This window comes from Mumia sp. zg.B21 (genome assembly GCF_019550855.1).
Classification (GTDB): domain Bacteria; phylum Actinomycetota; class Actinomycetes; order Propionibacteriales; family Nocardioidaceae; genus Mumia.
In genome coordinates, this window is the sequence record NZ_JAHWCJ010000001.1 from 1,756,277 (window position 1) to 1,769,820 (window position 13,544).

The 13,544-nt window shown below is 71.2% G+C and carries 11 protein-coding genes; 4 read left to right on the plus strand and 7 right to left on the minus strand.

Going from position 1 to position 13,544, the window contains the following annotated elements:
* Positions 1-56 precede the first annotated feature (56 nt).
* Positions 57-1,382: a S1C family serine protease gene (locus tag KV100_RS08505; protein WP_220342396.1), complete on the plus strand. Its 1,326-nt coding sequence runs from the start codon at positions 57-59 to the stop codon at positions 1,380-1,382.
* A 64-nt stretch (positions 1,383-1,446) separates the two neighbouring features.
* Here KV100_RS08505 and KV100_RS08510 read toward each other — a convergent pair whose 3' ends face one another.
* The 3 genes from KV100_RS08510 to KV100_RS08520 form a co-directional block, all read right to left on the minus strand.
* Positions 1,447-3,357 carry an anthranilate synthase family protein gene (locus KV100_RS08510; RefSeq protein ID WP_220342397.1) on the minus strand — a complete coding sequence of 637 codons (1,911 nt, stop codon included), beginning with the start codon at positions 3,355-3,357 and terminating at the stop codon, positions 1,447-1,449.
* 8 nt (positions 3,358-3,365) lie between these two features.
* Positions 3,366-3,959 carry a hypothetical protein gene (locus KV100_RS08515; RefSeq protein WP_220342398.1) on the minus strand — a complete coding sequence of 198 codons (594 nt, stop codon included), beginning with the start codon at positions 3,957-3,959 and terminating at the stop codon, positions 3,366-3,368.
* Between the two features lie 79 nt (positions 3,960-4,038).
* A complete protein-coding gene (locus KV100_RS08520) occupies positions 4,039-5,733 on the minus strand; it encodes a metallophosphoesterase (RefSeq protein WP_220342399.1) in 1,695 nt (564 codons plus the stop codon).
* A gap of 106 nt (positions 5,734-5,839) precedes the next feature.
* Here KV100_RS08520 and KV100_RS08525 point away from each other — a divergent pair, with 106 nt between their 5' ends.
* Positions 5,840-6,349, plus strand: coding sequence for a flavodoxin domain-containing protein (locus KV100_RS08525; protein WP_220342400.1), 510 nt, complete (start codon positions 5,840-5,842; stop codon positions 6,347-6,349).
* Positions 6,350-6,358: 9 nt separating this feature from the next.
* Here KV100_RS08525 and KV100_RS08530 read toward each other — a convergent pair whose 3' ends face one another.
* Positions 6,359-8,491: a UvrD-helicase domain-containing protein gene (locus KV100_RS08530; protein ID WP_308291390.1), complete on the minus strand. Its 2,133-nt coding sequence runs from the start codon at positions 8,489-8,491 to the stop codon at positions 6,359-6,361.
* A gap of 94 nt (positions 8,492-8,585) precedes the next feature.
* Here KV100_RS08530 and KV100_RS08535 point away from each other — a divergent pair, with 94 nt between their 5' ends.
* Positions 8,586-9,497, plus strand: a complete 912-nt coding sequence (locus KV100_RS08535; protein ID WP_220342402.1) for an ornithine cyclodeaminase family protein — start codon at positions 8,586-8,588, stop codon at positions 9,495-9,497.
* Between the two features lie 12 nt (positions 9,498-9,509).
* Here the strand turns inward: KV100_RS08535 and KV100_RS08540 are convergent, their stop codons facing one another.
* The 3 genes from KV100_RS08540 to KV100_RS08550 are packed head-to-tail and all read right to left on the minus strand — an operon-like array spanning position 9,510 to position 12,027.
* Positions 9,510-10,199: an ABC transporter ATP-binding protein gene (locus KV100_RS08540; RefSeq protein WP_308290234.1), complete on the minus strand. Its 690-nt coding sequence runs from the start codon at positions 10,197-10,199 to the stop codon at positions 9,510-9,512.
* The gene (locus KV100_RS20140; protein WP_220342404.1) at positions 10,196-11,086 is read right to left on the minus strand and encodes an ABC transporter permease; all 891 of its coding nucleotides are present in this window, start codon (positions 11,084-11,086) and stop codon (positions 10,196-10,198) included. Before KV100_RS20140 ends, KV100_RS08540 begins: the two co-directional genes overlap by 4 nt.
* Positions 11,083-12,027: an aliphatic sulfonate ABC transporter substrate-binding protein gene (locus KV100_RS08550; protein ID WP_220342405.1), complete on the minus strand. Its 945-nt coding sequence runs from the start codon at positions 12,025-12,027 to the stop codon at positions 11,083-11,085. Before KV100_RS08550 ends, KV100_RS20140 begins: the two co-directional genes overlap by 4 nt.
* A gap of 229 nt (positions 12,028-12,256) precedes the next feature.
* On the opposite strand from KV100_RS08550, the gene KV100_RS08555 reads away from it, so the two are divergent.
* Positions 12,257-13,489 carry a FlgD immunoglobulin-like domain containing protein gene (locus tag KV100_RS08555; RefSeq protein WP_220342406.1) on the plus strand — a complete coding sequence of 411 codons (1,233 nt, stop codon included), beginning with the start codon at positions 12,257-12,259 and terminating at the stop codon, positions 13,487-13,489.
* The last annotated feature ends 55 nt before the right edge of the window (positions 13,490-13,544 follow it).

A 13,544-nucleotide genomic window follows, 5' to 3' on the forward strand; every position in this document is an offset into this window, starting at 1 on the left:
TGCAGCTCCCAGGGTGATCTCAGCACGCTCTTAGTCGCGGCGGTCATGCTAGAGGCATGAACGATGAGTCCCGACCAACAGAGCCTGTGGGGCCGGCTCCGCAGCCGGCGTCGCAGCCCACCCCTTCCTACGCGGCGCCGAGCAGCACGGGACTTCCCGGCAGCTCCTCGTACACGCACCGCTACGACTCGGCCACCGGCACGCAGGACCGCCCCGGCGAGCACACGCAGGCGTACCCCTTCGGCTTCACGCCGCAGTCCGTCACGCCGCCGGAGAAGAACCAGCGACGCGGCGGGTTCGCCGCTGCGGTGGTCGCGGGCGCGCTCGTGGCCGGTCTCGTCGGCGGGATCGGCGGGGCCGCCGGCTACCACGCGCTGAACGACGACTCCAATCCGACGACCGCACAGTCCTCGCTGGACACCGCCTCGAACGCGTCCACCGCGTCGCTGCCCGAGGGGCAGGTCGAGAAGGTCGCCCAGACGGTCCTCCCCTCCACGGTCCAGCTCAACGTGAAGGGCGGCCAGGCCAGCGGGAGCGGCACCGGCATCATCATCAGCAGCGACGGCGAGATCCTGACGAACAACCACGTCATCGAGGCCGCCGCCGACTCCGGTGAGATCACCGTCTCGTTCAGCGACGGCTCGATCGCCCGCGCCCAGATCGTCGGCAGGGATCCGGTCACCGACCTCGCGGTCGTCAAGGCGGAGGGCAAGAGCGGCCTCAAGCCCGCCAGGCTGGGCAACTCTGCGGACCTGCGCGTGGGCCAGGATGTCATCGCGATCGGCTCGCCGTACGGACTGGAGAGCACGGTCACCTCCGGCATCATCTCCGCGCTGAACCGCCCGGTGCAGGCCGGTCAGACCGCCGAGACGAGCCACGTCTTCCCGGCGATCCAGACCGACGCGGCGATCAACCCGGGCAACTCCGGTGGTCCCCTCGTCGACGCCAACGGCGCGGTGATCGGCGTCAACAGCGCGATCCGCACCAGCGGCAGCGGCGAGTCGGGCTCCATCGGCCTCGGGTTCGCGATCCCGATCGACGTCGCCAAGAACGTCGCCGCGCAGCTCGTCGAGGGCAAGACCGTCGAGCACGCCCGCATCGGCGTCACGGTGTCCGACGCGGTCGAGTCCGACGGCATGACGACCATCGGTGCCGAGGTGAAGTCGGTCAGCGACAACAGCGCCGCGGCCAAGGCCGGCCTCAAGGCAGGCGACGTGATCGTCCGCCTCGGTGACCAGCCGATCGCCTCCTCCGACGCGCTGGTCGCGACGATCCGCGGCTACCAGCCGGGCGAGAAGGTCCAGGTGACCTACACCCGCGGCGGGCAGCAGGAGAAGACCGAGATCACGCTCGACAGCGACGGTGGGTCGCTGGGCTCCTGATCCAGAACGCTCAGAAGGGCCGTACGCACAAGATGCGTACGGCCCTTCTGTCAACCTGGGGTGCTCAGCCGAGCAGCTCGGACACCAGCTCACCGATGACCCGGTCGCCGTGCTGGGTGAGGATCGACTCCGCGTGGAACTGGATCCCGCGGAACGTCGGCCCAGCCACCGTGTGGACGTCGCCGGACACCGGGTCGACCTCCACGGTGACGCGGTCGGGCAGCCCGTCGCCCGGCTCACGCGCCACGAACGTGTTGTAGAAGCCGACGGTCTCCGTACGACCGCGGAGCGGCAGCGCCGACTGCGTCCCCTGGAACACGATGTCCTTGTAGGCGAGGTCCAGACCGAGCGCGCCGCACAGCACCTGGTGGCCGAGGCAGACCGCGAGGAACCGACGACCTGTCTCCAGCAGGTCGTCGACGGCGCGTCGTACGGTCGCGATCTTGGGATCGTCGAGGTCGCGGGGGTCACCGGGACCGGGTCCGATGACGACCAAGTCGTACCCGTCGAAGGTCTCCGGGCCGTCGTAGTCCTCGTGGCGGACGACGTCGGTGCTGATCCCCAGCACGCCGAGCAGGTGCGACAGCATGTTGACGAAGTCGTCCTCGTTGTCGAGGACGACCGCCCGGGTGCCCGCCAGGGAGTCGGCCGGCGCAGTGTCCGACTGGTCCGACAGCCAGAACTGGCTCAACCGCTGGTTGCGCGATCCGAGCGCGATCAGGACCTCGTCGTCGTGGGCGAACGCGTCGAAGCCCTCGATCGGCGCCGGCGCCGCGGGCACGAGGCCGAAGGCGCTCAGCACCCCTGCGGCCTTGGCGTGCGTCTCCGCCGTCTCGTGGTCCGGGTCGGAGTCGCGGACCAGCGTCGCCCCCGCGGTCACGGTGAGGTTGCCCTCGAGGTCCACGTCGGCGGTCCGGATGAGGATCGGAGAGTCGGCTGTCGGACGCCCCTGCGCGTCGCGTCCGAGCAGCGCCGCCGCCGCCGCGTAGTAGCCGCGGCCCTCCTGCTCGTACTTGGTGATGAGCCGGCAGGCGTTCTCGACCGGGCTGCCAGTGACGGTCGCCGCGAACATCGAATCGCGAAGCACCTCACGGACGTCACGGTGGGTCCGCCCGGCGAGCAGGTACTCGGTGTGGACGAGGTGGGTCATCGGCTTCAGGTACGGGCCCAGCACCAGGCCGCCCTCCGAGCAGATGTCGCACATCATCTTGAGCTCCTCGTCGACGACCATGAAGAGCTCGTAGATCTCCTTCTCGTCGCCGAGGAACCGCAGCAGCTCGCGCTTGCGGTCGGCCTGGCTCTCCAGCCCGCGCAGCCGGAACGTGCCCGAGATCGGGTTCATCCTGACCTGCCCGGCGTCGACACTGACGTGACGCTCGGGGCTCGCACCGATCAGGTAGCGGTCGCCGGTGAACACCAGGAACGTCCAGTGGGCGCCCCGCTCCCGCTCCAGCAGACGGCGCAGGACCGTCAGAGCGGCGGCCGGGCCCCAGTCGGCGAGCCGCGCCCGGTAGTGCCGGCCGATCACCAGGTTGGCGCCCTCGCCCTGACCGATCTCGGCGTCGATCACGGTCCGGACCATCTCGGCGTACGTCGCGTCGTCGGTCTCGAAGCCGCCCTTGTCGGCGGGAGCGAGCTCTCCGTCGGGGAGGACGGCGAGGAGCTCGTCCAGCGCCACGTCGGTCGACGTCTCGGCCGCGATCACCGACAACGGGGTGCCGTCGTCGTGAGCCTCGAACCCGCGCTCGCGGACCTGCCGGTAGGGAACGAGCACGAGGCTGTCGTACGAAGCGGGTGCGCCGTCGACCGGGTCGCTCAGCGGGACGTCCATCAACGAGTCGACATCGGTACGGGCTCCGCCGATCAGGACGACCCGGTCGGAGTCGCGGACACGGATGATCGCGTACGACGGCAGAGCCATCAGCTGCTCGAGCGCCGCAGCGGTCTCGGCAGCCGAGTCGTGAGGAGAGGGCATCGTCGGTCCTAGGGTTCGTCGGCCGACGGGCTCACCAGACACGGCCGAGGAGGCGGGGTCTGGGATGTGCACGAGACGCCACCTAGAGGTGGCGCCACCAACCGAGTGTGGTCCGTGCGTTCATAGGCGAGAGCGTAGCGCACGCCTGGCTCCGTCCTGGCGTCCTGCCCGCCTCTTGGGACGGCGGTCAGGAGCACGAGCATGCCCACCGCTCCGAGTCCGAGAAGCCCCGGGCCGACGACGCCCACGGGCACCGCCGGCGGTGTCACGTCGGCGATGGCGGGATAGAGGTGTCCCAGCACCGTCCACGCAGACGCGGCGGCGCCGCTGGTCCCCGACACCAGCGCCGCGGTACGCAGCCCGGACGGTACGGGCGACCGTCGTCCGGCGAGGACCCGCGCGAGCCCGATCGCGACCAGACCGAGCAGCACGAACGCGAAGAGCAGCATCGCGAGGCCGACCTCGCGCACCGCGCCGCCGTACGACCCGTCGAGGCCGTCGACGACCCGCAGGAGCCCCGACAGCACGAGGAGCAGCGGTGCGACGATCGCCGGGCCGACGACGAGCGGCTGGCGGGGGCGGGGTGCCACGAACGGTGTCATCTGTCCACGGTCGGTCCGCGCCGTGCGCAGGCACCACCGGTGAAGCCCCGGAGACGACCCGGAGCCGCCCCGGGCCGGGCTACCCGGCAGGAGCGGGTGTGGGCGCCGAGGTCGGCGTCGGAGCCGGCGTCGTCGGCGTCGGCGTCGTCGGAGCCGGCGTCGTCGGAGCCGGCGCGTCGGAAGTGACGTCGACCGGCACGTACGGCGTGACCTGGATGGTGCCGTCGGGGATGAAGTTCACCGGCTGCAGCCCCACGGGCCGTCCATCCCGGTAGGTGATCAGCGTGGCCTGCGCCTGCCGCCTGAGCTTGCTCCCGAGGGCGAAGGCGAACGCAGCGCCACCAGTGCTGGCATTGGTGAACGTCACGGTGCGCCGACCGTCCTCAGCCGTGAGAACGGTAGGCCCGCGCTGGACGTGGAGGTGGCCGGACAGCACCAGGTCGACGCACCCTGAGCGCGCGACCTCCTCGCCGGTGGTAGGGCTGTGGACGACGACCGTGCTGATGGAGCCGTCCTCGCACGCCGTCTCGGTGAGCTCGCGTCCCTGCTCGATGATCGAGGACGAGCCCTGGGACCATCCCGCGGTGAATCCCGAGCTGCGCGGGTCGCTGTATCCGAGGAACCGGATGCCCTCGACGTCGACCGGCTTGCCGTCGAGGACCTCGAAGCCGTCCTTCTTCATCTGCTCGGCGACGAAGTCGCCCTCGTCATGGTTGCCGGCGACGGCCACGGTGGGCACGTCGCGGAACTGCTGAGCGAGCGAGCGGATGCTGAAGCCCTCCCACGACCCCCCGGTCGACGTGTCGTCGCCGGCGTCGATGAGCAAGGAGGCGTCGACCTCGTCGGCAACCGCCCGGACGACCTTGTCCATGCCGATGTTGTCGTGCCGGTCGGCGACGAGGACCGCCACGATCTCCCCGTCCGCGGGCTTGCGGAGCTGCTCGGCGACCTCCGGCACGCGGTCCGCGAGGGCGCCGTAGAAGGTCACCGACGTCTCGTACGTCGTGATCGCCGACTCGACGATCGCCCGGCTGGCGTCGGTCGCGCTCCCGGAGGAGATCTGGAGCCTGTCGAGCGCGAGGTCGTCGGGGATCTGCGGATAGACCTCCGTCAGCGGACGCCAGCGGGTCTGCGTCACCGACTCGTCGGCCGGCTCGGGCCAGGTCAGCAGGACCACGGCCAGGACGGTCACGAGACCGAACGCGACCATGGTCCGCAGCGGCGCGTGCGGAACCGTACGGCGAGCGACGAAGCCCCGGACGCGCTCGGCGACCTCGTGGCGGCGACGATGCCCGAGCAGCACCCATCCGGCGACGAGGAGGAGCGCGACGGCGAGACCGGCCCCGAGCCCGCGCAGCGCCGAGGCGACCGCGATGTCGCGGACCACCCCGCTGATCTGGTCGATCTCGGCCTCGGGCTGGGAGGCGATGACGGCGTCGCGGGCGACGAGCTCGTTGAGGTCGTTGGCCTGGGTGTCGCCGATGTCGATGGTCACGCCGACCGACAGCGGTGTGTCGATCGGCATCCGGATCTGCGGGAGCACCGACCCGAAGTCGAGCGTCGCGTGCCCGTCGAACGTCGGCGTGACGACACCGGTGTGCGCACCCACGACCACGGTGCGGTGGGCGTTGGTGAAGGTCGTCAGTGCCACACCGCCGGAGACCACGAGGCCGACGAGCACCAGGGCGAGGATGGGCAGCCACGCGCGTCGGCGACGGCGCGCGGGCATCGACGGGGAGCCGGCGGGAGCGGGTCGGTCGTTCTGCTCAGGCATCGCCTCAAGTCTCTCGCACCGCACCACGCGCAGGGGCGGCGGTGTCCGTCCTGATCTGTGGTGCAGATCCTCGGCGGCACCCTACGCTGGGCTCCGGGAGGTCGTCATGGTGCTGGCGCTGGTGGTCTACGAGTCTCTCTGGGGCAACACCGAGTCGGTCGCACGCGCGATCGCCGACGGCATCGCCTCCACGTTCGGCGACGACGCGGTCACGGTCGCCGAAGCCGGGCCGGACGTCGGTCTCGACCCAGATCTCGCCCTCCTCGTGGTCGGCGGTCCGACCCACGCGTTCGGCATGTCGAGTGGGGCCACCCGTGAGTCCGGGCGCGAGCGCGGCGCGCCACACCTCCCTGACTGGGGAATCAGAGAGTGGATCGACGCACTCCCGTCACCCGGCAGAGCCGTTCGCGTCGCGGCCTTCGACACCCGTACGGTCTCGCCCCGACTGCCCGGGTCGGCCGCCAAGAAGGCGCTCAAGCGGTTGGTGGCACGCGGTTTCGAACCGGCCGCGAAGGCGCGGACGTTCGGCGTCCACGGGTACGAGGGGCCGCTCGCCGACGGAGAGCTCGACAGCGCCCGAGCGTGGGGCACCGAGCTCGCCGCCGTCGTGCGGTGACTCCTGCGGTCAGGCCTCGACGCGGTCCAACCAGTGGCGGGTGGACCCGACGGTGAGCAGGAGCTGGGTCGCACGGGTCAACACGACGTACAGCGTGCGCCACCCGGCCTCCGACTCGGCGACGACCTCGTCCGGCTCGACCAGGACCACCGCGTCGAACTCCAGACCCTTGGTGTCCAGACCGTCGAGCACCCGCAGCCGGTCCAGGTCGTGCAGCTCCTCGGCGAGCTCGGCGGCGCCCTCCTCACGGCGGCCGGTCGGGACGACGACGGCGATCGTGCCCTCCACCCGCTCGGCGAGGTCGCGCACGCCTCTGCGGACGGCCGACCACACCGCGGCGGCCTCGACGACCTCGTGCCGGGGCTCCTCGCCCGTACGGCGCACGGCGTCGGGGGTGTCGGCCCCCGGGATCGCGACCCGCGCCACCTGGGCGGCGAGGTCGTAGATCTCGGCGGAGTTGCGGTAGTTCGTGGAGAGCCGGAAGTGGTGCTCCTCCTTGCCGTCCAGGGCCGCGGTCCGCGCCCGGGCGGCCTCGTCGGGGTATGGCCAGGACGACTGCGCGGCATCGCCGACGATGGTCCAGCTGGCGTACTTCCCACGACGGCCGAGCATCCGCCACTGCATCGGCGACAGGTCCTGCGCCTCGTCGACGAGCACGTGCGCGTACGAGTCGTCCTCGATGGACTGCGTCGACCGCTGTTTGCGGACCGCAGCCTCCTCACGCTCGAACGACATGAGCTGCTTGACGTCGTACGGGTCGTCGTCGCCGTCGGCGGCCGAGACCTCGCCGAGCAGGTAGCGCAGCTCGTCGATCAAGGGCACGTCCTCGACGGACGGGGTGCCGTCGGCGCTGCGCCACGACGTGGCGAGCAGGTCGATCTCGCTGCGCTTGAGGATGCCCTCGGCGGAGCGCCGCAGCGTCTCGGGATCACCGAGGGTCTCCCACACGTCGACGGCGTCGAGCGGCGGCCACCACGCGGTGGCGAAGTCGAGGAACGCGTCGTCGGTGGTGAGCACCTTGTCGAACTCGTCCCGCTCCTTCTCGAGCGCCCGCTCGCCCTCCACCTGCGACCAGAGCGCGTCGAGCAGGGTCTGCTGGACCTTGCCGTACGCCCGGTTGCGCTGCTGGCCCGAGAGGAGCTGACGCCGCAGGCGGTCGAGCGCCTGCGCGTCGAGGCGCAGCACGTCGTCGCGGTAGAAGTAGCGGAACGCGGTCGGCTCACCCGGCTGGGCGCTGCGGGCCACCCTGGACAGCACCTGGAGCATCCGTGCGGATCCCTTGACCGCGGCCACGGCGGGGGCGTCGTGGCGCCGACCCGAGACGCCGTCGACCACCTCACCCAGCGATCGCAGCGTCACCGAGGTCTCGCCAAGGCTGGGGAGGACGCGTTCGATGTAGCCCATGAAGACCCCGGACGGCCCGACGACAAGGACGCCACCGGACTCGAAACGACGGCGGTCGACGTAGAGGAGGTAGGCCGCGCGGTGCAGCGCCACGACCGTCTTGCCCGTGCCAGGGCCACCACCGATGGTGGTCGCGCCACGGCTGGGTGCGCGGATCGCCTCGTCCTGCTCCTTCTGGATGGTCGCGACGACGGAGTGCATCGACGCGTCGCGGGCCCGGCTCAGGCTCGCGAGCAGCGCGCCCTCCCCCACGACGACCATGTCAGCGGGTGCGTTGTCGCCGTCGAGCAGCTCGTCCTCGACACCCACCACGGTCGCACCCCGGCTGCGGAGGACGCGGCGGCGTACGACACCGGCAGGGTCCTGCGCCGTCGCCTGGTAGAAGACCGATGCCGCCGGTGCTCGCCAGTCGATGAGCAACACCTCACGCTCGGCGTCCCGGACGCCGATGCGGCCGATGTAGCGCTTGACGCCGTCGACCAGGTCGAGCCGGCCGAAGACCAGGCCCTCGTGGGCGGCGTTGAGCGCCGCAATCCGCTTGGACGCCTGGTAGACCATCGCGTCGCGCTCGACCAGCCCGCCCTCGTGGCCGACGTGGCCACGGGCGTACCCCTCCCGAGCGAGTGCCTGCGCAGCCTTCGTCGACTCCTCGAGCCGGCCGTAGACGACGTCGACGTACGCCTGCTCGTCAGCGATCTCGCGCTGCTCGGCCGACGACGAGTTGGGTTGGTCCGACACGGAGCTCCTCGATAACGTCACACACCTGGGGACAGAACACACAAGTCTATCCGGGGGGCGGGACATTCCCACGCGCCTCCCGAGAGGATGTCGCATGGCCCAGCTGATGACCGACTCCACGGTGCTCGCGACCGTGCGCGCCCGGGACGCCGTGACCTGGATGAAGGACGCGGCGGTGGCAGCGCACCGCGGCGATCTCCACGCACCAGCTCGGGTACGAGCCGACCTCGGAGGCGGGGCCCTCGTGGTCACCGCGGGCCACCTCGACGGGTCCTGGTACGGCTACCGGGCCTACGACACGTTCGGACTGGTCACCGGCGAGCAGGTCGTGGTCGTGCACGACGCGGAGACCGGCCGGGTCCACGCGGTCGCGATCGGCGCCGAGCTCGGCCCGCGTCGTACGGGTGCCCTCGGCGGTGCTGCCGCCGACGTCCTCGCAAACCCCGACGCGTCCCGCCTCGCGCTGATCGGGGCGGGCACGCAGGCGTGGACGCAGCTGTGGGCGATCGCCGCGGTCCGCGACCTGGCGGAGGTGCGGGTGTTCGCCCGCGACCAGGGCCACCGTGCCGCGTTCGCCCGACGGGTGCGAGAAGAGCACGGCGTCGCCTGCGTCCCCGCCACCTCCGCCCGCGACGCCGTGGACGGCGCCGACCTCGTCGTCTGCGCGACCACGAGCCCGACTCCGGTGATCGCCGCCGAGTGGCTCGTCCCCGGTGCGTACGTCGCGACGCTCGGTCCCAAGCAGATGGGCCGTCACGAGATCGAGACCGGCCTGCTGGAGTCGGCCGACGTGGTGGTGACCGATTCACGGGCGCAGGCTGTCGGCTACGACCCGCCGAGCACCGTCGTCGGGACACGGGTCGAGGACCACCTGGTCGAGCTCGGCGCGGTCCTCGACGGAGCCGCGACGGGACGCAGCTCGCGCGACCAGATCTGCCTCTTCTACTCGGTCGGCCTCGCCGGCACCGAGCCCTATCTGCTGGCGAAGCTCGCCGGTCTCGACTGACGCCGGGCGCGTCTAGACGTCCAGCGGCACGTTGAGCAAGGTCAGCAGGCGCCGCCTCAGTGCGCCGAACCGCGGGTCGTCCACCGTGCGCGGGTGCGCGAGGGGGACGTCGATCTCCTCGATGATCCGACCGTCTTCCAGCACCAGCAGACGGTCCGCCAGCAGGACCGCCTCGTCGACGTCGTGCGTGACGAGCAGCGCGGCGAATGCGTGCGCCGACTGCAGCTCGCGGAACAGCCGCTGCATCTTGAGGCGGTTCAGGGCGTCGAGTGCTCCGAACGGCTCGTCCAACAACAGCAGGTCGGGGCGTCGGACGAGCGCTCGTGCGATCGCCACGCGTTGCGACTGGCCGCCCGAGAGCTCCCCCGGCCACGCCTCACCGCGGTCGACGAGCCCGACCTCGGACAGTGCCCCTGAGACCCGTTGGGCCACGTTCGGACCGCGGACTCCCAGCGCGACGTTGGCCGAGACCCGCTTCCAGGGCAGGAGGCGGTGCTCCTGGAAGACGACAGCGTGCGACGGCGGTACGTCGAGCGCCCCGGTCGCCTCGCGGTCGAGTCCCGCGAGGATGCGCAACAGTGTGCTCTTTCCGGAACCGCTCGCGCCGAGCAGCACGACGACCTCGCCGCGCTCCAGGTCGAGGTCGACTCCGTCCAGCACGACCACGTCGCCGAAGCTCCGGCGTACGTCTCGTGCTGTCACGAAGCCTGCAGTCCCCGTCGCCACGACAGCGCCCTCCTCTCCGCGACCCGCAGCACGAGGTCGGACAGCAGCCCGAGGACGGCGTACGCCAGAAGGCCGAGAAGCACGATCTCCGTCTGGGAGAACTCGCGCGCCTCCATCATCATGAAACCGAGCCCCGAGTCGGTGTTGACCTGCTCGCCGACCACCAGGCTCAGCCACCCGGCGGCGAACGCGAGGCGCAGACCCAGGAACAGCGACGGCATCGTGCCCGGGATCACCACGTGCCGGATCCGCTCCGCTGCCGACAACCCACAGGTGCGTGCCGCCTCCACCAGTCGCTCGTCGATGTTGCGTATCCCGGCGTAGAGATTCAGGTAGATCGGGAAGAAGGCGCCGAGCGCCACCAGCGTGATCTTGAGCGGCTCCCCGATGCCGAGCCAGATGATGAGCAGCGGGACGAGGCCGAGGTGAGGAAGCATCCGGGCCATCTGCACGGTCGGGTCGACGAGCGCGTCGCCGACGCGGACCAGCCCTGCGAATGCCCCGAGCACGAGCGCCAGTCCGCCGCCGATCAACAGTCCGACGAGCGCGCGGGTGAGGGACTCGTACACGTGCGCGGGCAGGCTGCCGTCCTGCGTCAGACGCCAACCCGCCGCCAGGACCTCGCTCGGCGGAGGCAGCTTGTCGGGCGACACGATGCGGGTCTGTGCCAGCAGCTCCCAGGCGCCCGCCAGGACCAGCGGGGTGACCAGCCGCAGTCGGCGCAACCACGCCTCCGTGCGGGCACGTCGACGGGCCGCGGTCGGTCGTCCCCCCGGGGCCTGGCCCGTGGACCCCGCGGAGACCGACCTGGCGGCTTCGGGCAGGGTCACCCCGCCGGTCACGGCGGTCGGCGCCTCGGTCACTCGAGGATCTCCGAGTACCTGTCGTCCACGCGGCCGGCGACATCGACGGGGCCAGGGATCAGGTCGAGGTCCGCGAAACCGTCGGCGATCGTCTGGATCTCGGCACCGATCTCCGGGGTGAGCGCCGCCAACGGCTGGGCGCTGCGGGCGAGCGCACGTGCCGCCGTCTCCCGCGGGATCTTGAGCTCCGGAGCGAGCAGGTCGGCCCGCTCCTCGGGGTTCGCGATGCCCCAGTCGGTGACCTCGCGGTACGTCCGGAGGAACTCCTCGATCTGCTCCGGCTTCTCCTCGAGCGCCTCCGGGGAGACGAGCACGTACTCGCGGTTGTTCGCCAGGCCCGTCGCGTCCGCGAGCACCTTCACGCCGGGCTGCTCTGCGAGCGCGAAGTACGGGTCCCAGATGATCCAGGCGTCGACCTGGTCGTTGTCGAACGCGGGTCGCGCCTCAGCGGGCTTGAGGTACTTCACGTCGATGTCGTCGATCGTCATGTCGTGCGCCTCGAGGAGCTTCACGAGGAGCCAGTGGACGTTGGAGCCCTTGTTGAGGGCGACGGTCTTGCCCTTGAGATCCTCGAACGACGTGAAGCCGCTCTTCTCCTTCACGAGCACCGCTTCGCCCTTCGGGACGGGTGCGGAGGTCGCGATGATGGTGAAGTCGGTCTTGCCGGCGGCGGCGAAGATGGGCGGCGCCTCGCCGGTCTGCCCGATGTCGACCGCCCCGGCCTTCAGCGCCTCGGTCAGCGCCGGGCCGCTCTCGAAGAGCGACCACTCCGCACCACGAGCGGCGTTGCGCGCCTTCACGAGGCTCAGACCGCCGAAGCGTTGGTAGCCGACCTGGAGCGGCTCGTCGGCGTCGGCGTCGTCCCCGCCGCCGCACGCGCTCAGCCAGCTCGACATCAGCAGCGCGACGGCGGCGGTCAGGGTGGCGGTGGTTCTGCGCATGAGGGTCCTCGGAGGTCTCGACGAAGCGACGGCGGCCAGTCTTGCGAGGACTTCGCGTCACCGGCAGGGTTGCGCTCGCCGCGGGAGAAACACCGAGGGACGCGTCGATCGGCGGCTCCCGCCGGATCGCGTGGTCACGATCGGAGAACGAACCCGTTGGAACGCCGTCCGGGTCCCCTAGTGTGTGTCCGCCCGCCAACTCCGGCGGGCCCTACCACCCGAGGTGGCCATGCGTCGCGCCCTTGTCCCAGCTCTCGCCCTTGCTCTCGTCCCCCTGGCCTCGTTGCCGGCTCCCGCGGTCGCCGGCCCGGCGACACCGGGCGTCGTCACGCCGACCAGCGGACCGGCCGCCTTCTCGTTCGAGGTGCCGGAGGCGATGACCGCCGTGCTCCTCGAGATCCGTCGGGTCGGCTCGTCCGCCGTCGTCGCCTCGACCGACCTGGGCGACCTGGCCGCCGGCACGACCAGCGCCACGTGGGACGCGCGCACGACCTCGGGCACTGCGGTCGCCGACGGGTCGTACGTCGCCACGCTGCGCGCCTCCGACGCCGCGACCCCGCTCGCCGACGAGTCGACCGTCCGAGTGAACCTCGCCGCGCCGAAGTCCGCCGCGGCCCCCGCGGTCTCGGCCACGAGTGTGTTCCCGTGGAACGACGGCTACCGCGACGCGATCACGCTCACCGGCGTCACGCCGACGACCGAGACGCCTGCGTCCGCCGCGGTGCAGGTGCTCAACGCCTCGGGTGCCGTGGTCTGGTCGGCTGCCGGCCGTACCGCGCGCTGGACCGGCCGCTCCAGCGCGGGCGCCATCGTGCCCGCCGGCACCTACCGCGTCCGCTCGCGGTACGTCGACGCCGACGGCCTCGTCGGCTACAGCGCTCCCCGCGCCGTCACCGTGTCGGCCAAGCGCCTGGTGACCCGGAAGGTCACCGAGCGGATCTCGCCCAAGGCCTTCCTGTACCGCCCGTACGTCGGTAGGTGCGGCAAGATCGTGAAGCCTGCCCGCAAGGGCAAGGCGTGGAAGAAGTCGATCTCGGTCTCCAGCAACCACCGCTGCAAGAGCAAGCCCTCGCGCTCGGGCACCAAGGCGCGCTTCAGCGTCGGCATGCGCGGCGCGTATGACTACAGCGCGATCACGTTCAAGGCGGTCGGGGCCGGCCACACGAAGGCACGCAAGAACGCTGCCGTCGGCTTCGGGATCACCAGCGACTGGAACGACATCAGCCGCGTGCGTCGCCTCAAGCCCGCGTACGGCACCCGTACGGTCTTCTCCGCCTCCGGCCGCAGCCTCCAGCGCTTCGTCGACAGCGACGGGTTCATCACGTTCGGCATCGCCACCTTCGAGGGCGGACGGTACGACGTGAAGTGGCTGCGCGTGACGGCGACGTACCGCACGCTCGTCGACCCGACCGCGCGCGGCGCCCGTGTCGCCGGAGGACCGGCGTCCCAGGCGCGTCGCTGACCCCGCAATCTGCGGCGGACGCCTGTTATCACTACCTTGATGGGCGTCCGCCGAC